Raw genomic sequence first — 26,678 nt, 5'->3', positions numbered from 1 at the left:
TAAATAAGGATAGTGACTTACATATCCTTTAAAGGGATATTGTTAAGTCTATCCCCTGAATAGGATATTACTTTATATAACCCGCTACCAATCGAAATGCTTTATTCAGCCCTTAGCTTATCGCGATAACGTAATTGGTTGCTACTACAAACTTGGAGAAAAGGTTTTTAACCAGTAAGCATAAAAGGCTTTATAGGTATAAAAATCCTCTTTTTCTTTAGGTCTTGGTTTTGGAATTTCAGATACCCTTACACTAAATAATAAACAATCCAAAGCTTCGGTTAAATGCCCCTTTTCGAGACAAACGCTCTCCAAATACCAAGCAGTAGTATTGATATTACCTTGCACACTTCGGTCGCCTCGTTGATAAAATGCACAGGTGCTAATCGCCGCATTATACTGCTCTATATATTGTGTAGCCTTATCTTGACCCATTTTTGCATTATCTACCCAGTAGCGGAAATTCGCCTTAAGACCTGATTCAAAGCTATTTAAAAATTCAACATTATCGCCTTTTTTACCGACAGGAAACATAATGCAATAGCGGCTGTGGTAGTCGGTTACTAACCAATATTTTTTGCGCTGTATCGTTACGCAGTGGACTACCCATTGCCATTGAAATGCACCGTTTTCCTGTGGGTCTACATCCTCTGGAAAAACAGGGGATGCAATCGATTCGGCAATCGTTTTGTGTGGTGATGGTTCAATACAGGTGATTTTTTTACCATCGCGTTTAACACTAAAAAAATCGGCTGCCGCTTTGGTGCAGTTAAAAATTAACATGAGATTTTCCCTTTCATATTTACCTCTCTATTGTTCATTTTTATTAAGCTTGAATGCAAGTCATAAATAGCGTTGTTTATCGATTTTTCAGTATTACTCTTTGAAGCTGTGTGGTTCGCTTAGCAAAGCCTAAACAGGGAGGATAAGATGGTCTTAGGTTATTTTCTCTACTCATTTTCGTGCCTCATTCTGCTCTTTGGCATTGGTTAAACATTTGTTTTTAATCTCGGTTCAATACAAATAGACCCAGTGTACTTGATTCTTTTTATTGTATTTATAGCATATTGTTTAATAACATTAATAATCACTTTCACTCCCTTTAATAGTCTATTATATTGCCTCTTCCTGACTTGCGTGTGCTCAAATATCTAACAGCAGATTATCCTGCTTAAAGCGCTCCACATCTTACAATCACAATAGGTATCAAGCTTAATGTCACCTCTTTTATTAATGCTTCTCTCTACTGTATGTTTATCATTAAGTGGCTTTCTTGCTAAGTACTTAGAGCATATTGTGCCTATCAATGTATTACTTATGGCCCGTTTAACGATCCCTGCGATTATTATGTTAGGTACTGCTTTTATATTAAGAGCGAGACTTCCAACCTTCGCTGAAACAAAGGTGATCGGCAAACGTTCTATTTTTATCGCGTTAACGCAGTTTTGCTTCTTTTTATCATTATCGAAACTAAGCCTGATTGAGTTAGTTGTTTTATTTAGCACTGGCCCACTGTTTATCCCCATTATTGAAAGGATATTATATGGCTCCACAATATCTAGGCCGATAGTGCTGACATTAGTCTTTTCATTTTTTGGCGTTATTGTGCAATCTGGAGTGATTAACGGTGTGCAGTTTCAGTGGGGCATGTTGCTAGGGTTATTAGCGGGCTTTTTTAATGCTTGTTCGCAGGTATCGATGTACAAATCCAGTCAAATTAAATTAAATCCCTTTATGACTAATGGCGTTAGCTTTTTAATTGCGGTGATATTAGTGTTGCCTATTGCTACGTTATTAATGGAGTCATCCACTTCTGAATTTACTTATTGGTTGTTTCCTTACGCGGAAGTGATCGTGTTAATGGGAGCATTGAGTGTTGGTACACAATTATTCAGAACGAAAGCGTACCAACGATCTCTGTCTAGCGCAGAACTTGCTCCTATATTTTATTTAAATATATTTATTGCTGCCTTACTACAAGCGATCTTCTTTGAACAAACATTTCAGCTATTTCAAGTCGTAGGTTTAGCGATTATTGTCAGCGCTTGTTTGGCGTATTCTTATGCAAGTTATAACTCACGATAAATCGTATACATGGTTGTATAGCCGATGGATGATAGCAGGGCTGTTATTAATACGTCGTATGCTCATAAAATAATGGTGAGAACAATAAAGAGAATTAAAATCAGAAAATAAGAGAGTTAAAATAAAGGAATAAAAATTGAAGTGATGACTTTGCAAAGCATATTTCCTTGCAAAGTCATCTTTAATGCAGATTAATGGTTAAGTGTTTGCTCGCCTTGACCAAAGTGCCAATCAAAATGGAAATGCTGTGTAATATCTTGATCTTTACGCTGATAGGTATGACTGCCAAAATAATCACGCATTGCTTGTATTAAGCTTGCTGACGAGTCCGCTTCACGATAACTATCATAATAGCCGATCGCTGAGCTGGTGGTTAACATTGGTAAGCCTTGGCCGATTGCTTCGGTCAATACTTGTCGCCATGCTAATTGTCCTTTAGCAAGGTCGTTACTAAATCGCTCTGCAAGCATTAAGTTGGGAAGTTGAGGCTGGCTTTGATAAGCCTCGGCAATATCATTCAGGAAGGTGGCTCGAATAACACAGCCTGCACGCCAAATTTTAGCAATCACCACATAATCAAGTTGCCAGTTATATTCTTTGTCCGCAGCTGACATCAGCTCAAAACCCTGTGCATAACTGCATATTTTTGAACAATATAAAGCGTCTGCTAATTTATCTATCCATAGTGCTTTATCTTTTGCTTGTACCTCTGGGCCAGCTAATTGTGATGCACCAATAATACGTGTTTTCTTTTGCGTGCTTAAACAGCGGGCAAATACCGAAGCTGCAATCGCATTCGCAGGTACACCTAATTCCAAAGCCTCACGAGCTGTCCAGTTGCCGGTGCCTTTTTGGCCGGCTTGATCTAGAATCACATCAACCATAGGTTGGCCTGTTTTAGGATCAACGGTACGTAAAATATCAGCGGTGATTCCAATCAGATAACTTTGTAGCTTGCCTTTATTCCACTGACTAAAGATATCAGCAACTTCAACGGCAGACATGGCTAATACTTGGCGCATGAATTGGACTGTCTCGGTAATCATTTGCATATCAGCATATTCAATGCCGTTATGTACCATTTTCACAAAATGCCCAGATCCAATTGGACCAATGTATTCAGCACAGGGCTCGCCTTCAGGTAGAGGTTGTTCAACATGAGTGCGTGCAATTTCAGCCCCTGTTGCTGGGTCCACTTTTGCTGAGATAGCTTGCCACATCGGTTTTAATTGCTGCCATGCAGCTTTGTCACCGCTGGGCATTAATGAGGGGCCAAAACGTGCACCTTGCTCCCCACCAGAAATAGCACAGGTAAAGAAATGGAATTTATTCACATAAGCTTGGTGACGCGTAATGGAATCTCGCCATTGGCTATTACCAGTGTCGACCACAACATCATCGGGTGCTAAGCCGGCAGAAATTAGATCTTGGCAAATAATATCAACGATAGGACCCGCCGGAACAGATAATACAATACGGCGAGGCGTAGTAAGTTGTGCCATTAATTGTGTTAGATCTTGCACCGTTTGTAATGGTGCCGCTGTTAATGACTGATGTTGCGTTAGTAGCGCTTGGCTGCGTAGTGGATTGGTATCAAAGGCGACCACAGAAAACCCACGCTCGGCTAAGTTTAGTGTCATGTTCGCACCCATTACACCCAAGCCGATCACGGCAATATCTTTTTGTACTTGCATTAAAACCTCAATATTTAAATGGACGCCTGATTTATGGCTCGATGGCCTTGTTTATTATGCTTCTTATTAGGCCATCTTTATTATTATTTTTTCGTTCTGTTATTACGTTATTAGCTGTACGTTATTATCTATAACGCCGCTATTTTTAACATGGCGACTTTTAACGCGATTATCTCCACCACAGGGCTAAGATTGGGAAAATAATCACCAATCCAAGTGTTAATACTTGTAAGCAGATGAAAGGCACTAGTGCACTGAATATCTCACCCAGACTAATATCTTTAGGTGCCACTGATTTCAAATAGAAAGCAGCCGGCCCAAAAGGAGGAGAAAGGAATGAGACCTGCATATTTAAACAGAAGACAACACCAAACCAAACAGGATCCATACCCAAGCTAACAATAATTGGTACAAAAATAGGCATAGTTAATAACGCAACACCAACCCAATCAAGGAACATACCTAATACTAATAGAATAGCCATCATAATAAGCAGTGTTGTTGTAGGGCTACCGCCACTAAGTGCTAGTATGGTGTCGCCTACAAAATCAATTCCACCCATCAGGTTATAAACACCCACTAATGCGCTGGCGCCAATCCCTATCCAGATGATCATGCCACAGGTTTTCATGGTTGAGATAGCGGCATCTTGTAGCATTGAAATATTAAGCTCCTTACGGATCCAAGTACTTAACATAATGCCTACAACTCCTAATGCAGAGGCTTCTGTAACCGATGCAATACCACTATAAATACTGCCAAGTACCACTGCCACTGACAACAATGGGAAGAACAAGGCTTTAAAAAAGTTAGGTTGTGTTTTAGCATCTTCCGCGAGTTCTTCCGCCGTAGGTAAAGGGGCTAAAGCAGGGTTTAATTTACAACGTATTAATACATATAGAATATAAAAAATAGCCAATAATAATGCAGGTACAAAAGAGGCTTTAAATAAGTCACCAATAGATACACTGGCGGTTAAACCATAAATAATAAGTACAATACTTGGAGGTAACATAGTGCCTAAAGCACCGCCTGCACAGGTTGTACCTATAGCTAGTTTACGGTCGTAACCCAAGCGCAACATTTGTGGTAACGCTAATATACCAAGCAATACCGTTTCACCACCGATAACACCTGACATTGATGCTAATATAACCGCAACCAATAAAGTTTGTACCGCAACACCACCACGTAAACGTTTGCCAAATAACTTCATGGCTTCGAATAGATCATGGGCAATGCCTGAGCGGTCTAATAACGCGGCCATTAATACAAACATTGGCACCGCAAGAAAAATATAACTGTCTACAAAACTATAGAGGCGACTAGTTACCAAAGGAAGTGCGTCGATACCAAACCAACCCACGGTAAAAAAGAGTGCAACAAAACCAGTCACAAATGCTAGCTGCATACCGGTTAACAGTAGCGCTATCATCATAAACAGCATTAATAAGCTACCATAGCCGATGCCAATTGCAGATAAATCAAACATGAGAGTGTTTCCTTAGCGCTTTGATTTCGGCAATCAAATGCAATAAAAATTGAATGGTAAGAATACAAAAGCTAATAAAGATAACCGCTTTTAAGAGTGCAGGGAAAGGAGGGTTCCACGCACTACCTGAAGTATTGAGTCGCAGTTCGCCTAGTGGAGAAAACCATGCACTTTCAACCAGTGTATAAGCGCCATAAGTCATCAATGCAGAAAAAATAATACCGATGATATGGTGTAATAAATTAAGGTAATGGCGGGTACGCTGAGAAACAACATCGTAAATAAGCACTACACGCACATGTTTGTTAGATGCGAAGGCATACAATCCACCAATCACAAATAATGAACCGCCAATAAAAGACGCCGTTTCATGCACCCAAATGGTTGGCGAGTTAAATGCATAACGCATTACCACTTCATAAAAAGAGATAAAGACAGTGAAAATAAACAACATGCTCAGCCAGTTACTTACTTTTAAAATGGCAGCATCAAGTTTGTTCTTAGGTTGCTCATCTTCTTGAGGTTGTGGCATGACTTTTTTGGTAGGCATAAGAGGCTTCCAGATAAAGCAAGGGTTTAGGCAACCCTTGCGATTAAGTTGAGATTATTGCTTATAACAGACCGTTTTCTGCTAAGAAGGTAGTCACCGATTGATATACTTTAGCGGCGTTATCCGAGCGAGCTGCAAATGTTTTCCACTCTCCTTGGGCAATGCTACGGAATTTTTTACGCTCTTCAGCAGACCAGTCGTGAATAGTGATATTAGGATTTGCTTGTGCTTCTTTAATCGCTGCTTGGTCGGCAATTTTTAACTGCGTCGTCATATCGTAAGAGAAATCACGTACAGATACCGTTAAGATCTCTTGAAGATCCATTGGTAATTTATCCCATTTTTTCTGACTTACTGAAATATCGATCAGAGGTAATGAGTGAAAACCAGGTTGAACAGGGTGTGTTGCCACATCATTCAAACCATTTTTTTGGTTAGTTGAGAATACAGTGTAATCAGCTGCATCAATAACGCCTTTGCTTAGCCCAGTAAATACTTCTGAACCTGGTAAGTTAACTGGTGACGCGCCAGCCGCAGCAAAAACTTGTTGTACTAAGCCTTCTGGGGCACGTAGTTTAAGTCCTTTTAAGTCAGCGACACCATTCAGCGGTACTTTAGAAACAAATGATTCAACACCGGTAGTTGATGCACCAACAAATTTAACCCCATAAGGCGCGTATAACTCAGTCATTAACTGATTACCACCACCGTAGTTCATATATTGTAAAAGCTGTGTTGTATCAGACCATGCACCGACCATATTACCAATTAGACCAAAGGCTGGATCTTGACCTGAGAAATAACCAGTTGCAGTAATTTGGCCATCTAAAATGCCCATTTTAATTGCACCTAATGTTTCAGTATGTTTAACCACACTTGCAACGGGCAATAACTTGATATCAATACGCCCATTAGACATCTTCTCTACACGATCAGCCCATTCTTGTTGTACCTGGAAATTTTTGTCACCAGAAGGATCAGACGATTGAATTTTAAACACAAAATCAGCCGCCATTGCAGAAGTCGATAACAGGCCTGCAATAACACCCGAGAGTAATGATTTGTGAAGCTTTTTCATGTTGAGATTCCTTTTTCCAATAAGTGTAAATTTCAAATTAATCATGTCCAGTTACAAATAGGTTACCGGTAACTTGAAGCGCATGTTACCGGTAACTGCCTAATTTTTTCGTGTTTTTGATCACAAATTTATAAGCAGATATTAACCTCATTCTTGATAAAGATCATTTTTTAGCACTTATTTTGGCTTTTTTATTGTTATTCGTAAGTGCTGCTTTTAATCTCTATCCTATTGAAATTAAATAATTTAATTGTTTATTTAGTTTGTTAAGTAAGCAAGTTTACATGGTGTGAACATTGCAAATAGGACCTAGTGAGCGTTTTTTATTGTTGGGGTACAGTTCACATTATTAGACGTTACGGGTAACATGTTACCCGTAACGTGATATTGTTTTTAAAAATATTAGTCATATAACTTGATCAACATAAGCAAGATGGATAGGGGAGCGGGATGAATAAACTACCTAGTGGTGCGGTATTGATAATAATGGGAGTCGCAAGCAGTGGTAAATCATCAATCGGTCAGTCGCTGGCAAAAGCATTAAATGTAAAATTCATTGATGGTGATGACCTGCATCCTAAAGCTAACATCTTAAAAATGGCTTCTGGTCAGCAATTAAATGATCAAGACCGTATTCCTTGGCTAGAAAGAATTCGAGATGCGGCTTTTAGTATTGAGAAAAAGAATGAAAATGCGGTGATCGTCTGCTCTGCGTTAAAACAAAAATATCGCCAATTAATTTGTGAAGATAACAATCAAGTGACTTTTTTATTGTTACACGGCAGTTTTGAACTTGTGCTACAACGTATGCAAAATCGTCAAGGACACTTTATGCCGGTGACTTTATTAAAAAGTCAGTTCGAGGCATTAGAGTTACCCACTGAAGATGAAGTGAACGTCATTAAAATCGATATCGATGGCAGTGCCGAAGCCGTGGTGCAGCGTTGTATTGAAGCGACGCAAAACCTAAATTTATAAAATAGTTAAAGCAAACCATAACAGTAGCGGCATGCTTAACACCGATAAGAGGTTGCCATACAATACCATAGAAGCCACTGTCGCAGCATTCAGTTGGTATCGCTCTGCGAGTAAATAATTCATTACCGCTGGTGGCAGCATCGTAAAGAACACCATCATTTGTAGCTGCAGTTGAGTTAAAGGTACCCATAAATAGATCACCGTAAAGGTGATCGCGCCGCTTAATAGGGAAGTTGCGGTACTCACTAAACCAATTTTAACCCCCGAACGATTAACATAAATCAATTGGCTACCTAATGAAAAAAGCATCAAAGGGATCGCGCTCTCACCGAGTAAATTAGCGGCTTCCCATACCGGCGCCCAAATAGTTACATCGCTTAAATTCAATACCAGTGCAATCACAGTCGCATACATGATCGGCATGGTTAACAATTGCTTGATACCTTGTTTATTAATACCGCTGATAATCACAATGCCCAGCGTGAATTGTATACAGGTTGCGACTATCATCAATAATACCGCATCACTTTTAGCAATTTCACCAAAGGTATAAACAAAAAGCGGGATCGCTAAATTACCACTGTTGCGAAACATGTGCGGAGGTACCCAAACCTTCACATTCCAATGATAGAAACGGCATAACATAGCAATCAAAAGGCCAGGTAATATCACCGCAATTACACTCGCAGTAATCAAATTAACCTGCTTGCTGCCTAAAGGCATATTCACCAAAGAAGCAAATACCAAAGCAGGCACAAAATAATCGAGGTTTAATTTATTAATCGGTGCCATGTCGATCGAAGTACGGCGCGCGCAAATATAACCGGCCAATACGACCATAAACATAGGGAATAAAATTTCTATAATGCGTAATAACATAATAATAATTCAACCGTAGTGGAAGTTGACCGCCATACTGATAGACGAAATAGCTGCGCAGATAAAACCACAAAGCAAACCTATTAAGGAATCATTTAATTTTTTAATCGTTTAGGAAAAACATCACTTAATCTATAACCTAGAGCATAAAGCTAGCATCGAGGGTATTTTGCAATGTAATTCCTTATTTAACTATTCCAAGTTGAGATTAAATACTCTCACCATGGCGGATCTCAACCCCTAAATCAATCACAGCTTCGGTGATCGCTTCACCTGCCAAACGTGCAATCAACTGTTGCGCGGTGACTTGACCTATTTTTTCACGCGGCGTTACCACTGTAGCTAACTTAGGTACCATAGATTGCCCTATATCGTGACCATGAAAACCAGCAACTGCAATCTGTTCAGGAATTTTTAAGCCCATTCGTTGTGCTTCAAAAATAGCCCCGATCGCCAAGTCATCATTGGTACAAAACAACCCATCTGTTTGTGGGTGTGCAGCCAGCGTGCGTGTTAATAGTTCAGCGCCAAGTGAAAATGAAGAAGCCGCTTCAGTCATCATACTTTTACAACTAAGGCCATGCTCTCGCATCGCTTTTTCATAACCTTGCTGTCTTAATTTGGTTCGAGTATCTAAACGTGCACCTAAATAAACAATATGTTGGTAACCTTTTGCAATCATCGCGGAAACCATCTGATAACTCGCTTCGAGATTATCAACACCCACTGCTTGCTCAATGGCCGGTGACGCTACATCCATCATTTCGATCACTGGAATACCCGCTGTTTCAATCATCTTTAACGTTCTTGGGGTGTGATGGCTTTCAGAAAGAATTAAACCGTCGATATGGTAAGACAATAAAAAACTAATACGTTTTTCTTCTAGTTCTGCACTGTATCCATAATGGGCAAACATGGTTTGGTAACCTGCTGCTTCAGTCACCCGTTCAATACCACGAATCACTTCAGAGAATACTTGATTGGTTAAAGAGGGCACTAAGATACCAATGGCATGGCTTTTTGCATTAGACAGTAAATCTGGCGCACGATTAGGTATGTAACCTAATTCTTCTACCGCAAGTGATATCTTTTTTTGCATCTCTGAGGAGACTTGCTGCGGGTCTCGCAGGTAACGACTAATAGTCATTTTAGTTACGCCAACAATGTTAGCGACATCTTGCAGGGTAGGTCTTCTTTTCTTGCTCATAATCATAGCCTATGGAATGTTACCTGTAACATAACAATACTTGTTAGTGGATGCCACAATATTAATCAACTTGGCATAGACAAATAATAAAAAGTGTTAACCGGTAACAAAAAACATGAAGTACGTAGTTTAAAGTATTTTAAAATAATCATTATATTATTCAGATGGTTATGTGATCGTGTTGTTCTAGTTTTTTGCTGTTTTTAAAGTGAGCTTACTGCTTCGCCAACGTAGTAGATCGATCATGCAAAACAAAAATAAACTGACGCCTATTAAGGGTAAGGCATAACCTAGGATGATGGTTATTACACTGAGGGTTATTTGGGTGTTTTTGCTGAGTTTTAACCAAGCTCCGGTAAGGGTGTTTTGTTTGCCTTTGCTATTGCGACGACGTTGCCAAAGCATTTTGTAACCGTAAATAATAATTGCACATAATGCGAACCCAAAAGCGGCCAATATGAGTTGATTGATGACACCAAATAATACGCCCATATGTGCATCGACTCCCCAGCGGATCAGTTTTGCAATGAGTGGGAAATCTTTAAACTCAGCATGGTCAATCACCGTCATTGAAGCGGTATCCACTGCAACGGAATCGACTTGTGTTGGCCAACTATGATCAATTTCACGTACCAACCAAGCTGATTTATTATTATTGGATGGGATTATTTCTATTTTGTTTGCATCAATTCCAAACTTACGGGCAGCCAATAAGACTTGATCAAATTGATTATCTTGAGCCGATAATCTTGTATTTAGATTGATACTTGGTGTGCTTAATTGGCGAGAAACGCTAGGTGTTATCCAGCCTATATCTTGTCTCAACTGTGAAATATTAGCGCCAGCCCATTTCGACCAGGTTAAACCTGTTGCTGAAAAGAAAATTAAACCGATACTAATATATACCCGTTACCATTCAAGATGCAAAGTTCAGCAAGTTGTGAGGTGAGTTAGCTTCTAGGCAGAAAGTTGAAGATCTAACTAGTTCAATCAATACTTTCTAACAACGAAGATGCTTGCCTCACAACTTGCCCTGTGGGTCGTTAGCTCGAAAAGCAATTCAGCGTTGCAACATTCGATAAGGACTAGCCATTGTCATCATGTTACGCCTTGCCTTGCTGTCCAAGCTAACGACTGAATAAAGCATCTCGATTGATAACGGGTATAGATAGCGATATTGGCATGGCGTGTACGTGAACGAATGAAACCATTCTTAGTGTTCTTTGTTTGCTTTTGGCTGGTGGTTTTTATGTTACGACGACCTAGTTGTAGCCATAAAAATATCCCTGATACAGCTGCCACCCACATCCATGACGCAGCTAATTCACTGTAATAACGTCCTACTGATCCGAGTAATAAATCACTATGCATAAAGTCTAGATAGATACGAAAGGGTAAAATGCCACTTGTTCCGTAACTTGGTAAGTTGCCTTGAATGTTGAGGGTGACAGGGTCGACAAAGACGGTGTGGGCACGATAACGGTCTAATGAGGGATCGATAAATAATACACGGGTGGTTTGGCCTTGAGCAGGTGATGGGCGCAATGCTTTAAGTTGTAAAGGCTTTACTAAGCTTTCTCGAGCAGCTGTCACTTGTGTCTGTAATGAGTGGGATTGGCTCTGATCAAGTCCCTGAACCTGACTATTAGTTGTGAGTTGTTGTTTATAAATGATTTGTTCTATTTGAGGAGACAATACATATAAGGTGCCCGTCAAAGCAGCGATAAAAATAAACGGTCCAATCAATAACCCTATATAAAAATGTAAGCATTTAATGAAGTCACTTAAGGCGTTGTCTGGATTGCTATTTTTTGATGACATGATCACTTCTCTTATGGCTTTGTCTTTGCTGATATCGGCGGCATGATACAGGGAGTGATAAATAGATGGCTAGTAGATTAATAAAGGGGAAATTTATTGTATTGATAATACGGCTTTATACAGCCGCATTATCAATTAACTAAAGGTTAGAAGTTGTGATTAAGGTACAAGAGGCTTAGGCACAGTTTTAGGTACTGCTACAGGAGTTACCTTAGGAGCTGCTTTTTTTATTTTTTTTTGTATTGTCTTGTGCGTGAGTGCAGGCAATAAATGCAATTTATGATGAATTGCATGGTGGATAAAGGACAGCTTAGTGCGCACAGCTTGTGTTAATACAAAAGGGTAGGCATCTGCTAATCCCATGCTTCGGTTTAAAGAGTTAAGGATCACTGAAAAATCGACCCACGTATCTAGAATATTACTGATCGCTGTTTGCCCTGAAAAAAAGTAAGCATCTTGTGGTAAATTTAATTCCCCTACCTCATCAGAATCTGCTTGTTCACCAGATGTTGAGCCGGTAATGGAAAAGTTTTGTGCTGTTTCTAGGGTATCGATAATGTGCATATAATGCGCCCAAGTCTCTGCCCAGTCTTCATAAGGGTGCATAGTGGCATATTCACTAATATAATGTTCTGGCCAATTTTTTGGTGCACCATGTTGGTAATGCTGGTCTAGGGCTTCTTGATAATCAAGTTGATCATCACCAAAGTATTGCTTACATAGTTGCTGCTTTTCTGGGGTATGGACGATTAATTGGTCAAAGTAATAGTGCCCTAGTTCATGTCTAAAATGCCCTAGCAATGTACGATAGCGTTCACCCATCGCATCTTTTGTTTGTGAGCGAGAAACGTCGTCGGCTTCGGCTAGATTGATGGTGATATGACCACAATCATGACCGGTGAACACGGTTTCTTGGCCGACTAATGGGCTAGTAAAGTGGTCATTAACATTACGGTCGGTAATAAAATCAAAGCTTAACCCATTGTCTGGGTCTTGAGCGATTGTATTGAGCGGCAATGAGAGGGCTTTTAAGGTATATAACGCACGACGTTTTGCTACTTCCATTTTTTTCCATAACGGAATATGTTCAGCAATACTCAAGTCAGGTACGGTTTCGTTAAAACGACAAGCAAAACACAACACTTCATCTTTGCCTTCAACGGGTACAAATGTGCTTAAATTAACCATGCCGTTGCAAGCTTCAAATTGGGCATTATTATCACATTTTTGATAATGGATAGTCGGGGCAACCGCTTTAAAAAATGTACCTGTTGTTTCATCAAGTTCATAGGGCTCTACTTGATCAAAGTTGTCATCAAGCCCTACTGTTCTGTTACAAACGAGGCAATGACTGCTTTCAAAAAACAAAATAGGTTGTTCTGCGCAATCACATTGAAATGTTTTCATATAAATACTCTATTAACAAAAATGTAAAGCAAGCATATTTAATGCTTTACCGTGCTGAAATACACTTACTTAGATGCGACTTAATAAATCCGATTTTTTAGTATTGTACTCATCATCAGTTAATGCGCCCATCTCATGCAGTTGTGATAATTTTTCTATGATCTCAAGCGTTTGAGTAATAGATTTTTGGTTGTTCTGATCTACCGGTTGTTTGTTGTTTGAATTAGCCGAGTAATTGCTGTCTTGATTACTATTTGTTGTTTGTTGTTGGTTGCTGCTGTTATTAGTATTGCTGTTTAGGTCGTTGTTATTGTTAAAGTTGTTATTTTTTTGCATGTTGTCATTCATATTATTCACAGCTGGCGCTGCCACATCTGCAAAATTAGTGTTCGCTACTGTTGGTAATGGTTGACCTGTGACTAAAGGCAAACTACTTACATTAATGGTGCCCCATTGGCTATTGAAAGTCAGAGAAGTGTTATTACCTTGCTGTTGACTCACGCCACCAATGTTGTGGTCTAATGTGTCATAGACAGATACCTGGCCATTCAATTCCACTGCTAGGCGATTTGGAAAAACCGCATAACGGATATTGTTTTGAGCGCCGCTGCTAAATGGACTGCCGAGGTTACTTGGCCACCATTGATTGCTGCCAGGTGTTCCTGCTGGAATTTCTGGAAAAATTTGGTTGTTACTGAGTATGTTTGCTAGCTCATTACATAAATTGTCGACGGTTGTTTTTAGGCCGTTATTAAACATATCGCCGACCATGGTCATACCACCGCGCATCCATTGTCCAGAACCACCTAATTCAGGACAGTTGAATTGTGCCATAGAGCCGCCGCCATTATTCACTGCAACTAACATGTGAGTCACTGCACCGTGACTTAAGCCATAACGTGACGCTATATCATTAACGAGGTTTTCACCAACATTGGTTAGTTTTTGCATAATAATATGCCCTTTTTATAAATTGAGTGGGAGTGAATAGCCAAAGAAAAAGGCTGGATTAGCGTCTGTTGTGTAATAGGGTGTTTAATAAACATCCTGCCTATATTACTCATACTGAATACCGCTTGATTATATCTTAAGGTCGTTTGTTTAACCGCGAAGTGGCGGTTAAAAGATGCACTATCATAGCATCATTCTTAAGCTTCTTAGCAGCTTTATCGAACACTCTTTTTTATTTTTTTTTAATATAAATTAATCTCTTTTTTAATAAAGACTTAAGATCTCTGAATGATGGAAAAAGCTATTACAGGTAGTGTTTTTTATGATCCCTACATATCTTCGAAAGTTAGACTTTTTCGAACTATTTAGGTCGCTTTTTTCATCTATTTAATTGTTTCTTTTTGATGGTTTAAATAAAAAGGTATATGGATAAAGTTGTCTTCATTATTTTTATATTCGATACGAATTAAGTATTTAAATGTTATTTGCCTCAAACATGTGTGATTAAACACTGTTCAATTGTGTTTTTTGTACGTATAAATGATGTTAATTTCATTAACGCTTATTTAATATTTTTTTACTTTTAAAGATATTAGCGGTGATAGTGCTTTGATGAGGTAAAGATGAAATATAATCCTGTATGTATCGTTTTTTCTGTTCTAGCGCTGGTTTTTCCACCAAAAATATTTTTATTCTATTTGATTTTTAAGGGCTATTTTAGTGCATCACTGCACCATTTCTAAAAATCTTGGTTATTTTAAAAGCCATTATTGAACATATTCGCTGTTTAATTGTGCTATTTGACCGATTAATTAACTTAAAACCTTTATTTTTTATGTTTGAAGTAAGTGGAATAAATTTTGCACAAAATACAATACTAAGAAAGATTTTCATGTTATCTATATAGCTGTAATTTATGAAAGGGGATTAGTCGATGACAATTACTGTTGGTATTTCACACCACACTGAATATAAATATGACCGTTCTGTTAACATGGGGCCGCATATATTTCGTTTACGCCCTGCACCTCATAGCCGCACCAAGATTAAAAGTTATTCCTTAAAAATATTACCTGAAGATCATTATATTAATTGGCAGCAAGATCCCTTCGGTAATTATCAAGCCCGCGTCGTATTTAACCAACCCACCACAGAGTTCAGTTTTACCGTCGATTTAGTCGCAGAGATGACGGTCATTAACCCCTTCGATTTCTTTTTAGAAGAATATGCAGAAGAATTTCCATTTGTTTATGACAGCATTTCAAAGTCAGAATTAGCACCCTATTTAAAAAAACGTAAAGCCAGCCCTAAAATGCTAGCGTTAGTTGCATCGCTACAACCTAAAGAGCCGCTTCGCAGTGTAGATTTTTTAGTGGCGGTTAATCAGGCCATTTATGAGTTAGTAGGATATGGCATTCGTTTAGAGCCTGGAGTGCAAACCGCTAATGAAACCCTTAGTAAAAAAACTGGGTCTTGTCGTGATTCATCTTGGTTGTTAGTTCAATTATTCCGTCATTTAGGATTAGCTTCTCGTTTTGTTTCTGGCTATTTAATCCAATTAACTTCTGACCAAAAATCACTGGATGGCCCGAGTGGCCCTGAAGAAGACTTTACTGATTTACATGCGTGGGCGGAAGTTTACATTCCGGGTGCGGGTTGGATTGGTTTAGATCCTACCTCTGGTTTATTTGCGGGAGAAGGACACATTCCATTAGCCTGTACGCCTGAACCAAGTTCTGCAGCACCAGTTACCGGTGGAATTGACGACTGTAAATCAGAGTTTAGCTTTTACAATAAAGTGACGCGTGTTCATGAAGACCCACGTGTGACTAAGCCTTATTCAGAAGCGCAGTGGTCTGCCATTAATCGTTTAGGTCAGCATGTTGATAAAACCTACGATGAAGAAGGTATTCATTTAACTATGGGTGGCGAGCCTACGTTCATTTCCATTGATGATATGGAACATGCGCAATGGAATACGGAAGCCGACGGTAAAGAAAAACGTCAGTTAGCGCAAAACTTATTTGTAGAAATGAATAAGGTGTTTACGAAAGGTGGCTTTACCCATTATGGCCAAGGTAAATGGTATCCAGGTGAACCATTACCTCGTTGGCAGTATGCGTGTTATTGGCGCAAAGATGGTGTCGCTTTATGGAAAGATGCAAGTTTATTAGCGGATCCCAATAAAGACTATAAGTTAGACCATACAGATACCAAGAAATTTGCTGAAAAGCTGAGTGACGCGTTAGGTTTAGGTAAAAAAGCATTGACCACTGCCTATGAAGATATTCTTTATCACCTCTGGCAAGAAGGTTCTTTACCTACAGAAGTTGGCCCTAAACAGCCTGAATTATTGCATGCCATGAGCCGCCAAGGCTTTTTGAAAAAAATGGAGCTAGGCATAGAAAAACCAGTCGGTTATGTGCTGCCATTACAATGGAATGGTGGTAAAAATTGCTGGCAATCTTGTACTTGGGAATTTACGCGCGGGCATTGTTTCCTATTGCCGGGTGAATCTCCATTGGGTTATCGCTTACCTTTAGATAGCTTGGAGTGGACAAGTAATATTATTGACCGTGACCCCTTTGATATTCCTGAAGAATTTTCTAAACCTAAAAAGCTGAAAAAAGGCTTTATTGGTCAAGAAATGATTAAAACGGCGATGGCCTTAGAGGTACGAGATGGTCGTTTATATATCTTTATGCCGCCGACTAGCCATTTTGAACATTATTTAGGTTTATTGACTGCCATTGAAGGCGTCGCAAAAGCATTATCTATGCCGGTGGTAATTGAAGGTTATAACCCACCTAAAGACAGCCGTGTTGAAAAATACGCGGTAACGCCTGATCCAGGTGTGATTGAAGTGAATATTCACCCTTCTAAATCTTGGGATCAGTTAGTTGAAAGAATGACTACCTTATATGCGTTAGCCAAAGAGGCGCGTTTAGGGACAGATAAGTTTATGGCTGATGGTCGCCATACGGGAACCGGTGGTGGTAACCATGTGACCTTAGGCGGTGAAACGCCAGATCAAAGTCCGTTCTTACGTCGCCCTGATATTTTAAGAAGCTTTATCACCTATTGGCAACATCATCCTGGGTTATCTTACCTATTTTCTGGTTTATTCATTGGCCCAACAAGCCAAGCTCCTCGTGTTGATGAAGCCCGCGATGAAGTATTATATGAATTAGAAATTGCATTTTCACATATGCCTGAAGGCGAGGTCCCTGAACCTTGGTTAGTTGACCGATTATTACGTAATTTATTGGTTGATTTAACCGGTAATACACACCGTGCCGAGTTCTGTATTGATAAGTTATATTCACCAGACTCTGCAACAGGGCGTTTGGGTATTGTGGAATTTAGGGGCTTTGAAATGCCACCTCACTCACAAATGAGTTTGGTGCAAATGTTATTACTACGTACCTTATTAGCTTGGTTTTGGAAAAAACCATACCACAAACCATTGGTTCGTTGGGGTACTGAGCTACATGATAAATTCTTACTACCGCAATATGTTGAAAATGATTTGGCCGAAGTATGTCGTGATTTACAACAATCTGGTTTTGCATTCCAATTCAGTTGGTTAAACCCATTCTTTGAATTTAGGTTCCCTGTTTGTGGTACCCGTGAGTTGGATAATATTACCTTGGAATTAAGAACTGCGATTGAGCCGTGGCATGTACTCGGTGAAGAGGCCAGTGCTTCAGGTACTGCAAGGTACGTGGATTCGTCCTTAGAAAGGGTGCAAATAAAAGTTCAAGGGACCATGAGTGACCGTTATATAGTGACTTGTAATGGCCGCCGCGTTCCGCTTAAAGTGGTGAAAGGTAAAGCCAAAGATGAGCGTGTCGCAGGTATTCGTTACCGTGCATGGCAACCACCAACGGCTTTACATCCAACTATTGGAGTGCATGCTCCTCTGGTGTTTGATCTAATTGATACTTGGGAAGGACGCTCTTTGGGTGGCTTTGTTTATCATGTGAGTCATGCTGGTGGACGTAACCCTGAAACCTTACCTGTTAATGCGTTTGAAGCGGAAGGAAGAAGGGTGGCTCGATTCTGGGAACATGGACATACCCCTTCTTTATTACCTTCAGATCAACCAAGTTGGAGTCCATCTGCGGTGACACATAGCTTCCAAGTAGCCAATTCAGTTAGTGAGTTTGTGGTACCGGAAGAAGAAAGTGTTAACCAAGATTATCCAAATACCTTGGATTTACGTCGCCAACCTGCTTTTAAATAAAAGACAGCGACATTAATCACTCTACCTGTTGATTGTTTAGGGTAGAGTGATTTCATGATCATCGATGCAATGAATACTGATCATGATGTTTGATAAAACGGAGCAATGTTAAATTGTATATAAAAAACCACACCATGTCGGCCTTACCTAAATGGCTGTCTTTGTATTTAAATAAGGTCCATGTTCACGATGAGCTGGCTAATCATGGTGGGCGTTATCCTGAGCATTGGGATACATTATTTAAGCGCTTAGGTAATTTAACTGCGGAAGATCTGAGTAGTCGTGCTGTCGAAATAAGCCAGTTATTACAAAATGGTAATACGCAGCCTGAAAATAATCAGCGTTGGCATTTTGATCCGCTTCCTTTTATGTTTTCTAAGTCAGAGTGGGCTTTTATAGAAGAAGGGATTAAACAAAGAACTGTACTTTTAAATGCTATTCAGCAGGATATTTATGGCGAACAAAAGTTGTTGCTTGAAGGTCATATCCCTGCGCAACAATTATATCAAAATAGTAATTATTTAAGAGAAGGCTTTAGCTTACCAAGCAATGAATTGAAATTATTTTTTACCGCTTTGGATATTTACCGGACACCATCGGGTGAATTTAAAGTATTAGCAGATCATTGCCAATGCCCATTAGGGTTAGGGTTGTTAGTTGAAAGCCGCATTATCGCTCGACGTGTAATGGCGGAAGAGTTTGCTGATTGTAATGTTCAGCAAATCAAAAACTTTTTGAAAATATTTCAAGAAGGGATCAATGAATATACTCAGTATATGGAAGATCCTCGTGTGGTTATTTTAACCCAAGGAACGGATGATCCTAACTATAACGAACATGCCTTTTTATCCGTTTATTTTGGTTATACCTTAGTGCAAAGCGCTGACCTTACGGTGCGCAATGGTGAGGTGTGTTTAAAATCGTTACAGGGTTTAGGTAAAATTAACGTAATTGTTCGTTGGGTGCCGGATCGCAGTATTGATTCTTTAGAGCAAACGGAATACTCCTTACATGGCATTCCTGGTTTATTACAAGCGGTACGTGAAGGTGCTGTTAAGGTATTAAATCCATTTGGAAGCGGCGTTTTATCTTCCCCTGCTGTGCAATGTAATTTAACGCATTTATCGCAACATCTTTTAAAGCAGCCATTGATGATTGCCGAACCTAATTATTATGATGTTGAAAAGGCCAAAACCTTAGATTGGTCGCTATTAGAATTAGCGAGTTATAAAGATAGAAGCTTAAAGCTCGATGGCAGTGTCGATGCTGAGAAAATAAAAGCGTTGATCAGTGTAAAACCTGAAGAATATTATTTTCAAGATAAACCCATTTTTAGTACCGCGCCTTTTTGGGACAATGGCAAGCTGATATCTAAACCAGTGGTTTTTAGGTGTTATGCTTTAACCACCGAGCACGGGGTTGAAATATTACCTTCGGCGTTATGTTTCTCCAATGAGATTAGTAATGATCCGAGTGTTTCAGGTTGGATCAAAGATACTTGGATAAATGCAGCCAGTGACGTTGATCTAGAAGCCGTTGTATTGCCTCCACCGATCAAGAAAAGAACAGATGTTGCGTTATTAGAGGGTGTGATCTCTAGTCGTACTGCTGAACATCTATTTTGGCTCGGGCGTTATTTAGAGCGATGTGAGAATACGGTGCGTATTTTGCGTATTTTCATCGATAGATATACGGAGTTGGCTATTTATCCTGACACTATACGACATAGTATTGTGGCTCGCTTCAGTAATGCGATTAAGTCACAGCAGATTGTTTTCCCTTACATAGAACAGGATGCTAAGTTAGATGACTTTGACCCGCTTTTATCTAAGCAAGTCGCGTTTCAATTATTAGCCGATGAGCAATGTGCAGGAAGTATTATTAATACACTTAAGTACTTATCGAATACTGCTTTGCAAACGAGAGAGTTATTGTCGCATGATAGTCGACGCATGATTGATGATATTAATGACCAAGTTAAACAGTTAAGAAATACTACTCGGGATATCTCAACACGTGCCATGCAAAGTATATTAGATAAAGTGATCGGTTCAATCATGGCTTTTAATGGCTCGATTACAGATTGTATGCCTAACAGTAATGGCTGGTTTTTATTGGAGATTGGTCGTCGTATTGAACGTAGTATTCAAATTACTTCTTTAAGTTCCGCGCTATTAACCGAAGAGATGGATACACCTAAAGAATTAGGGTTGTTAGAGGCAGTATTGAGCTGTCAAGTAAGTTTAATTACGCATAAACGTCGTTATCGTATGTACCAAACTATTGGCACTGGTTTAGAGTTGTTATTGTTAGATGCCGAGTACCCTCGTTCGTTATTGTTCCAACTAGAGCAAATTAATCAGCTTTGCCAGCATTTACCGACCAAGCGTCGACCGGGTTTAATTGCCGCCCACGAGAAAGCGATTTTGCTGTCCAAAACAACCTGTTATTTGACTGAAAAAGACTACCTGCAGAAAGCTGAAGATGGCAAACGTCAACAATTGATAGAGTTCAGTCATAACATTCGAATGAATTTGAATACTTTCTGTGATGTATTGCTATTACAGTACTTCACACATACTAAAACGTCCCATAAATTAAATTGGACCAACATTGAGCAAGCTCAATCGTGAAATATAAAATAAAACATTCAACGACTTATCAATATGCTGACTATGTCAGTATATGTCAGAATCAAGCTCGCTTGACGCCAAAAACGGATCGTGGGCAAATTTGTCATCATAGTCGTATTGATATTTCTCCACCGCCCAGTTATTTACAGCAATTTACTGATTATTTTAATAATAATGTGACAGTTTTTGAGGTTGCAACACAACATAAGACGCTTAAGGTCACCATGACCAGTGAGGTTGAGCTATTAACGGATGCCAAAGCCAATATAAATGGCTTTGATATGTTATGGATAAAAGTACGAGATTTGCTGGAAAACCCTAACACCATAGAGCTATTAAAGGCCTCTGAATTTGTTTTGCCTTCTCAGCTCACACCATTGGAAAAGGGGATAAAAGAATACACGCTGGTGTCATTTGCGCCCGATGTTAATTTAATTGATGGGTGTAAAGACTTAATGGCACGAATTTTTCATGAGTTCTATTATGACCCAGGTTTTACAACAATAAGTACGCCATTAAGCGTTGTTTTTGCACAAAAAAGGGGCGTTTGCCAAGATTTTGCACACTTTGCGCTCGCATGTTTACGAAGTGTTGGGTTAGCGGGGCGATATATTAGTGGATATATTGAAACCATGCCGCCCGAAGGTGAAGAAAAATTAGAAGGCGCTGATGCAACCCATGCTTGGTTTGCCGTCTATTTGCCTAATTTTGGGTGGGTTGATTTTGATCCCACCAATAATGTAGTACCCACAGACCAGCATATCACCTTAGCAGTAGGACGAGATTTTTCCGATGTCACTCCTTTAAAAGGTGTTGTATTTGGTGGCGGATCTCAATTGCTAGACGTTGCGGTAGATATGATTCGATTAGAGTAATTTTAATATCTTATATGAGTTAATAATCAAAAGGCGGAGAAGTGTATGGGAATTGATTGGAAAGCGTATCAAACAAATGGTTTTTTTGATGAATTAATTGACGCTAAAGGGAACGTGAGATTACACGGCAATCAATTAGCTCAGTTCTTTTCGAGTTTATCAAGTGAAGAGTTAGTCAAAGCGAGGGCTGTTGCAGATTTAGCGATTAAAGAAATGGGGATCAGCTTCACCGTCTACGATGAAGGTAACATGATCGATAGAGCCTGGCCTTTTGATATTATTCCACGCACCATTGGTAAAAAAGAATGGCAAGGTATTGAAGTCGGTTTAAAGCAACGCGTCGAGGCGCTTAACTTATTTATTGATGACTTATACCATGACCAAAAAATAATAAAAGATGGTTTTTTTCCAAAAGGTCTATTGGAAAAGTCAGTTAACTTTCGCAAGCAATGTGTAGGGGTTAACCCTCCTAACAAAATATGGGCACATATTTGTGGCTCTGATTTAGTACGTGATGGCAACGGCACCATGTATGTCTTAGAAGATAACTTACGCGTCCCATCTGGTGTTTCTTATATGCTTGAAAACCGATCCGTAATGAAGCGTGTTTTCCCTGAATTATTTGAACAAGTCTCGATCCTACCTGTTGATGATTATCCGTCTCAATTATTTGATATGTTAGCAGCTATGTCACCTCGTCCACAGGATAAGCCTGAAGTAGTTGTTTTAACGCCAGGTGTTTTTAACTCAGCTTATTTTGAACATTGTTACCTAGCACAAGAGATGGGTTGCGAGTTAGTAGAAGGTCGTGATTTAGTCGTAGAGAAAGATGATTGCGTATATATGCGTACCATCACTGGCTTGCAGCGTGTTGATGTTATTTATCGTCGTATAGACGATCTATTTTTAGATCCCGAAGCATTTTTGCCGGATTCTCAATTAGGTGTACCTGGATTAATGCGTGCTTGGGCAAAAGGCAATGTTGCATTAGTAAATGCTCCAGGTGCCGGCGTTGCCGATGATAAAGTAGTTTATGCCTATGTGCCTGAAATGATTAAATATTACCTAGGCGAAGATGCGAAACTAGCGAACGTGCCTACGTACAAGTGTCTGGATCCAAAAGAATGCGATCATGTTATTAAAAACATTGATAAATTAGTGGTTAAACCCGCAAATGAATCAGGTGGTTATGGTTTGTTAATTGGTCCCAAGTCAACCAAGAAAGAACAACAAGAAACCATTGCTCAAATTAAAGCAGATCCTCGTAATTGGGTTGCTCAACCGACATTAGACTTATCCACAGTGCCAACATTAGATGGCGTTGAACCCGATGGAAGACATGTGGATTTAAGGCCGTTTATTTTATCATCTGGGCATGATACTCAGGTCACTACAGGTGGATTAACACGTGTTGCTATGAACAAAGGATCGCTGGTGGTGAATTCATCACAAGGTGGCGGTAGTAAAGATACTTGGATTGTTGACGAGGAGGCGTAATAATATGCTATCAAGAGTATGTGAAACTTTATATTGGGTGTCTCGCTATATTGAACGTGCAGAAAACGTAGCGCGTTTAATTAATGTTAATAATATGCTGATCATGGATCTACCTAAAGGGGTGAGCACTGGTTGGGAGCCTTTAATTGATATTATTGGTATGCGTCAAGCCTACCAAGAAAATCATACTGACTTTTCAGAACCAAAAGCATTGCGTTATTTATTAATCGGTTACGATAATAATTCATCTATCCTCAATTCTGTCATTAATGCTAGAGAGAATGCGCGTACTATTCGAGATGTTATTCCAAGAGACGTTTGGGAAGAAATAAACTCTTTATATTATTATGTCAAAGATAATCAAAACGAAGGGCTGAGCAAGCGCGGACGCTTTGCTTACTTAAAAAAGATCATCGAATCAACGCATATGATCTTTGGTACTTTAGATGCCACTCTTAACCATGATCACGGTTATACGTTTAGCCGATTTGGTTTAATGATAGAACGCGCCGACATGAGTTCACGTATTTTAGACATTCGATCCGCTACGCTGATCACTAATGAAGTAGGTAAACCCTTTGAAAACATTCAATGGATCAGTTTATTACGTTCAATGAGTGCTTATCAAATGTATCGTCAACAAATGGGTGTACGTGTTCAACGTTCCGATGTAATTGAGTTTATAATGCATAGTGAGGTTTTCCCTCGTTCGATTTTATTTTGTCTAAATGAATTAAGAAAAATGATGGAGCCGGTTATTCATTCTGAGGAATTAATTAAGCTCATTGATCAAGTATGTGATAGTTTAAAAAATGAAGATGTGAGAATGCTAAAGAATGGTGATCTGCATGATTATGTGGATAAAATACAGCTTAAATTAGCTGGTGTACATAATCAGCTCGCTGAACTGTACTTCTTAAAAGCACCTGAATTAATTGAAACTGAAGCGGCTGAATAAGTCATTTTATTAAAGCAGTGGGCGAGCCTTGTGTGTTCAATAAAGTGCAAGGTACCTACGCCTACTACTCACTTTTCAGATAAAAATCGACACGGGTACTGCCAAGCGCTTTGCTCGTTTTCTGTTTTCGAAACATTCATTTAAGTATTAGCCCCCTTTATTCCGCACCAATAGGATTATTTTATGCAAGCGATTCAAATTCATCACCATGGCGACCCACTTTTATTGACTCAATGTGCTGACTTAAGCGTTACAGATGAGGATATTTTAATTGCAGTTAAAGTGTCAGGGGTTAACCCTGTTGACACTTATATCGCTGCTGGAAGCAATGGTTATACCGCTACTTTTCCTCACACCCCTGGCAAAGATGGCGCCGGTGTTATTACTGCGTTAGGGAGTCAAGTCACTGGTTTTAAGGTTGGTCAGCGCGTTTATTGTTCTGGTTCTAAAACAGGTACCAGCGCACAGTTTGCATTAGCAGCACCCGCTCAAGTTTTTCCTTTAGCTGATAGCCTTAGCTTTGAGCAAGGTGCTTGCCTTGGTACTCCTTATGCTACCGCTTGGCGAGCTTTGTTTATTCGTGCAAATTGCCAGGCAGGAGAAACGGTATTTATTCATGGCGCTAGTGGTGGTGTTGGTTTAGCGGCTTTGCAGTTAGCTAAAGCAGCTGGTTGTAAAGTCTTTGCTAGTGCGAGTTCTGAACAAGGCAGAGCATTATTACAGCAGCAAGGTGCAGATCTGGTGGTGAATCATCATGATCCTGAACATTACCAAAGTGTAAAAGAGGCAGGCGCAGTCGATATTATTTTAGAAATGCTTGCTAATCAAAATCTAGGTGATGATTTACCTCTACTCAATGTTAATGGCAGGGTAGTGGTGATTGGTAGCCGTGGCCAAGTTGAAATCAATCCGCGTGATTTGATGGCAAAAGATGCCTGTGTAATGGGTATAGCACTAGCAAATGCAAGTCCAGAACAAGTTACCTTAATACATGAAGCCTTGTTTACGGCCGCTGAAAAAGGCGATATTAGCCCCGTCATTGCGAAACGTTTTGAATTGGCAGAGACAACGGAGGCGCATATTGCAGTGATGGGCTCTGGCGCAACGGGTAATATTGTTATTAACGTTCAAGAGTAATTAAGTGTTCTGAATAGTTAAGTACTCTGAATAGATAAGTATTTAGCCTAGATTCTCATAATATGTACTTAGTTATTCAGAAAAGAGAAATTGTATAATTAATGATCTGCTTACTAATGATGCTTGCTTAGTTTTTAAGGATTAAAACGTAATATCAGATCATTTTTCTTTCTTGAATTTCTTGAATTCAGATCATAAGTACAAATTTTTATACTTATCCAGAACTGAAGTTACTTAACTTATTGCTGTCACTTGGCTAGTTGATTTTATACTTCAGAATAGAATATGGATAAAAGCACAGCCTATAAAATACTGTTGATGAGAGAATTCAAAAGCTACCCCTTAAATCCTCTCCTTAAACTCCATCAAACATACGAGTACGCGCATTATTAAGATGGCTCTTCATTGCGTCTCTTGCTGCTATTGCATCCCCTGCTTTTATTGCATCTACAATTGCTAGGTGTTCTTGTTGTACAAGCTCTAATCGAGAAGGAGGGTGGCGTAACGATAAGTTTCTGGTGATATTGATTCCTTCTTTGACACTTTTTTCCAATGATTTCAGAACGGTACTATAAAAATAGTTATTGGCTGCATCGATAATTGCATAATGAAAACTGAAATCTTCATCGGTAGCCAGTTTACTGGAAGCGTTAGCAACATTTATTTTCTCATAGGCATCTAGAATGGCTTCAAGCTGTATATTAGTTCTTCTGCTTGCCGCTAATCCTGCTGCTTCAGCTTCTAAGTTAGCTCGGAATTCAAAACAGCGTTGGATATCTGCAATGCTAGAAAGAGGAGAGAATTTTAACACATCACTGTCAGGTTTTTTTATTACATAACTACCTGAGCCACGGCGTGAAGTAATTAACTCATCTTCTCGAAGGCGTGCTAAAGCTTCGCGAAGAATAGGGCGAGAAACTTTAAAGTCTTTACATAATTGAGTCTCTGCAGGGAGTTTTGTATTGAGTTCATAAACCCCTTCTATTATAGCCGTCAGTATTTGTTCATAAACGATCGCACCCAATGATTGTTGGTGGCTTTTGGGTAGGTGATTAGTTTTGCTCATAAGTTATTTTCCAACGTCCAGCGGTTAAGCTATTTTATTCTTTATTGACTCTAGCACAGTACTAAGAATTACCTTTAAGGTGTTGATAGTATTGTGATGTAATGCTAATTCCACTGCGCAACAG

20 protein-coding genes are annotated in these 26,678 nt (G+C 39.4%); 8 read left to right on the top strand and 12 right to left on the bottom strand.

The annotated features are described in order from the left end of the window. Window positions 1-144 precede the first annotated feature (144 nt). On the bottom strand, window positions 145-783 hold the full coding sequence (locus MT390_RS01820; protein WP_499439254.1) for a DUF6933 domain-containing protein: 639 nt from the start codon (window positions 781-783) through the stop codon (window positions 145-147). 432 nt (window positions 784-1,215) lie between these two features. Between MT390_RS01820 and MT390_RS01815 the strand changes: the two genes are divergently transcribed. Next, a complete protein-coding gene (locus MT390_RS01815) occupies window positions 1,216-2,085 on the top strand; it encodes a DMT family transporter (protein WP_499439252.1) in 870 nt (289 codons plus the stop codon). A 191-nt stretch (window positions 2,086-2,276) separates the two neighbouring features. Here the strand turns inward: MT390_RS01815 and gnd are convergent, their stop codons facing one another. The 4 genes from gnd to MT390_RS01795 form a co-directional block, all read right to left on the bottom strand. Further along, a complete protein-coding gene (gnd, locus tag MT390_RS01810; protein WP_499439251.1) occupies window positions 2,277-3,779 on the bottom strand; it encodes an NADP-dependent phosphogluconate dehydrogenase in 1,503 nt (500 codons plus the stop codon). A gap of 169 nt (window positions 3,780-3,948) precedes the next feature. Continuing rightward, window positions 3,949-5,271, bottom strand: coding sequence for a TRAP transporter large permease (locus tag MT390_RS01805; protein ID WP_166368679.1), 1,323 nt, complete (start codon window positions 5,269-5,271; stop codon window positions 3,949-3,951). Beyond that, entirely contained in the window at window positions 5,264-5,821 is a 558-nt protein-coding gene (locus tag MT390_RS01800; RefSeq protein WP_028868049.1) for a TRAP transporter small permease subunit, read from the bottom strand. The genes MT390_RS01805 and MT390_RS01800 overlap by 8 nt, the downstream gene beginning before the upstream one ends. A gap of 61 nt (window positions 5,822-5,882) precedes the next feature. Continuing rightward, entirely contained in the window at window positions 5,883-6,899 is a 1,017-nt protein-coding gene (locus MT390_RS01795; protein ID WP_028868048.1) for a TRAP transporter substrate-binding protein, read from the bottom strand. 450 nt (window positions 6,900-7,349) lie between these two features. Between MT390_RS01795 and MT390_RS01790 the strand changes: the two genes are divergently transcribed. Next, window positions 7,350-7,877 carry a gluconokinase gene (locus MT390_RS01790; protein ID WP_499439249.1) on the top strand — a complete coding sequence of 176 codons (528 nt, stop codon included), beginning with the start codon at window positions 7,350-7,352 and terminating at the stop codon, window positions 7,875-7,877. Here the strand turns inward: MT390_RS01790 and MT390_RS01785 are convergent. The 6 genes from MT390_RS01785 to MT390_RS01760 all read right to left on the bottom strand — a co-directional run bounded on the left by MT390_RS01785 (window position 7,872) and on the right by MT390_RS01760 (window position 14,142). After that, the gene (locus MT390_RS01785) at window positions 7,872-8,756 is read right to left on the bottom strand and encodes an AEC family transporter (RefSeq protein WP_499439247.1); all 885 of its coding nucleotides are present in this window, start codon (window positions 8,754-8,756) and stop codon (window positions 7,872-7,874) included. The genes MT390_RS01790 and MT390_RS01785 overlap by 6 nt on opposite strands. Window positions 8,757-8,964: 208 nt before the next feature. Continuing rightward, complete coding sequence (gene gntR / locus MT390_RS01780) at window positions 8,965-9,966, bottom strand: gluconate operon transcriptional repressor GntR (RefSeq protein WP_499439498.1); 1,002 nt, start codon at window positions 9,964-9,966, stop codon at window positions 8,965-8,967. A 183-nt stretch (window positions 9,967-10,149) separates the two neighbouring features. Beyond that, window positions 10,150-10,857: a PepSY domain-containing protein gene (locus MT390_RS01775; RefSeq protein WP_499439497.1), complete on the bottom strand. Its 708-nt coding sequence runs from the start codon at window positions 10,855-10,857 to the stop codon at window positions 10,150-10,152. 204 nt (window positions 10,858-11,061) lie between these two features. Continuing rightward, on the bottom strand, window positions 11,062-11,784 hold the full coding sequence (locus tag MT390_RS01770) for a PepSY-associated TM helix domain-containing protein (RefSeq protein ID WP_499439245.1): 723 nt from the start codon (window positions 11,782-11,784) through the stop codon (window positions 11,062-11,064). A gap of 159 nt (window positions 11,785-11,943) precedes the next feature. Next, window positions 11,944-13,191: a zinc-binding metallopeptidase family protein gene (locus MT390_RS01765; RefSeq protein WP_499439243.1), complete on the bottom strand. Its 1,248-nt coding sequence runs from the start codon at window positions 13,189-13,191 to the stop codon at window positions 11,944-11,946. A gap of 69 nt (window positions 13,192-13,260) precedes the next feature. Next, window positions 13,261-14,142, bottom strand: coding sequence for an SHOCT domain-containing protein (locus tag MT390_RS01760; protein WP_499439242.1), 882 nt, complete (start codon window positions 14,140-14,142; stop codon window positions 13,261-13,263). Between the two features lie 934 nt (window positions 14,143-15,076). Here MT390_RS01760 and MT390_RS01755 point away from each other — a divergent pair. From MT390_RS01755 to MT390_RS01730, 6 genes are all read left to right on the top strand, one after another. Further along, window positions 15,077-18,388 carry a transglutaminase family protein gene (locus MT390_RS01755; RefSeq protein ID WP_499439240.1) on the top strand — a complete coding sequence of 1,104 codons (3,312 nt, stop codon included), beginning with the start codon at window positions 15,077-15,079 and terminating at the stop codon, window positions 18,386-18,388. Window positions 18,389-18,501: 113 nt separating this feature from the next. Next, window positions 18,502-21,021 (top strand): circularly permuted type 2 ATP-grasp protein, encoded by a 2,520-nt coding sequence (locus MT390_RS01750; protein ID WP_499439238.1) that lies wholly within the window; start codon window positions 18,502-18,504, stop codon window positions 21,019-21,021. Then, window positions 21,018-21,896: a transglutaminase family protein gene (locus MT390_RS01745; protein WP_499439237.1), complete on the top strand. Its 879-nt coding sequence runs from the start codon at window positions 21,018-21,020 to the stop codon at window positions 21,894-21,896. Before MT390_RS01750 ends, MT390_RS01745 begins: the two co-directional genes overlap by 4 nt. Before the next feature lie 45 nt (window positions 21,897-21,941). After that, complete coding sequence (locus MT390_RS01740) at window positions 21,942-23,393, top strand: circularly permuted type 2 ATP-grasp protein (RefSeq protein WP_166368662.1); 1,452 nt, start codon at window positions 21,942-21,944, stop codon at window positions 23,391-23,393. A gap of 4 nt (window positions 23,394-23,397) precedes the next feature. Beyond that, window positions 23,398-24,351, top strand: coding sequence for an alpha-E domain-containing protein (locus MT390_RS01735; protein ID WP_166368660.1), 954 nt, complete (start codon window positions 23,398-23,400; stop codon window positions 24,349-24,351). 183 nt (window positions 24,352-24,534) lie between these two features. Further along, window positions 24,535-25,488 carry an NADPH:quinone reductase gene (locus MT390_RS01730; protein WP_499439235.1) on the top strand — a complete coding sequence of 318 codons (954 nt, stop codon included), beginning with the start codon at window positions 24,535-24,537 and terminating at the stop codon, window positions 25,486-25,488. A gap of 355 nt (window positions 25,489-25,843) precedes the next feature. Here the strand turns inward: MT390_RS01730 and MT390_RS01725 are convergent, their stop codons facing one another. Further along, complete coding sequence (locus tag MT390_RS01725; RefSeq protein ID WP_166368656.1) at window positions 25,844-26,554, bottom strand: FadR/GntR family transcriptional regulator; 711 nt, start codon at window positions 26,552-26,554, stop codon at window positions 25,844-25,846. Window positions 26,555-26,678 lie beyond the last annotated feature (124 nt).

Source organism: Vibrio sp. 2-Bac 85 (assembly GCF_037546705.1).
GTDB lineage: Bacteria > Pseudomonadota > Gammaproteobacteria > Enterobacterales > Psychromonadaceae > Psychromonas.
This window is presented reverse-complemented; position numbering and strand designations above follow the sequence as displayed.

Excerpts from the sequence above, each read along its gene's own strand:
- MT390_RS01770 (WP_499439245.1), bottom strand. The coding sequence starts at position 11,784 with ATGTCATCAAAAAATAGCAATCCAGACAACGCCTTAAGTGACTTCATT.
- MT390_RS01740 (WP_166368662.1), top strand. The coding sequence starts at position 21,942 with ATGGGAATTGATTGGAAAGCGTATCAAACAAATGGTTTTTTTGATGAA.
- MT390_RS01815 (WP_499439252.1), top strand. The coding sequence starts at position 1,216 with ATGTCACCTCTTTTATTAATGCTTCTCTCTACTGTATGTTTATCATTA.
- gnd (WP_499439251.1), bottom strand. The coding sequence starts at position 3,779 with ATGCAAGTACAAAAAGATATTGCCGTGATCGGCTTGGGTGTAATGGGT.
- MT390_RS01725 (WP_166368656.1), bottom strand. The coding sequence starts at position 26,554 with ATGAGCAAAACTAATCACCTACCCAAAAGCCACCAACAATCATTGGGT.
- MT390_RS01755 (WP_499439240.1), top strand. The coding sequence starts at position 15,077 with ATGACAATTACTGTTGGTATTTCACACCACACTGAATATAAATATGAC.
- MT390_RS01730 (WP_499439235.1), top strand. The coding sequence starts at position 24,535 with ATGCAAGCGATTCAAATTCATCACCATGGCGACCCACTTTTATTGACT.
- MT390_RS01790 (WP_499439249.1), top strand. The coding sequence starts at position 7,350 with ATGAATAAACTACCTAGTGGTGCGGTATTGATAATAATGGGAGTCGCA.
- MT390_RS01765 (WP_499439243.1), bottom strand. The coding sequence starts at position 13,191 with ATGAAAACATTTCAATGTGATTGCGCAGAACAACCTATTTTGTTTTTT.
- MT390_RS01795 (WP_028868048.1), bottom strand. The coding sequence starts at position 6,899 with ATGAAAAAGCTTCACAAATCATTACTCTCGGGTGTTATTGCAGGCCTG.
- MT390_RS01735 (WP_166368660.1), top strand. The coding sequence starts at position 23,398 with ATGCTATCAAGAGTATGTGAAACTTTATATTGGGTGTCTCGCTATATT.
- MT390_RS01785 (WP_499439247.1), bottom strand. The coding sequence starts at position 8,756 with ATGTTATTACGCATTATAGAAATTTTATTCCCTATGTTTATGGTCGTA.
- MT390_RS01805 (WP_166368679.1), bottom strand. The coding sequence starts at position 5,271 with ATGTTTGATTTATCTGCAATTGGCATCGGCTATGGTAGCTTATTAATG.
- MT390_RS01760 (WP_499439242.1), bottom strand. The coding sequence starts at position 14,142 with ATGCAAAAACTAACCAATGTTGGTGAAAACCTCGTTAATGATATAGCG.
- MT390_RS01800 (WP_028868049.1), bottom strand. The coding sequence starts at position 5,821 with ATGCCTACCAAAAAAGTCATGCCACAACCTCAAGAAGATGAGCAACCT.
- MT390_RS01820 (WP_499439254.1), bottom strand. The coding sequence starts at position 783 with ATGTTAATTTTTAACTGCACCAAAGCGGCAGCCGATTTTTTTAGTGTT.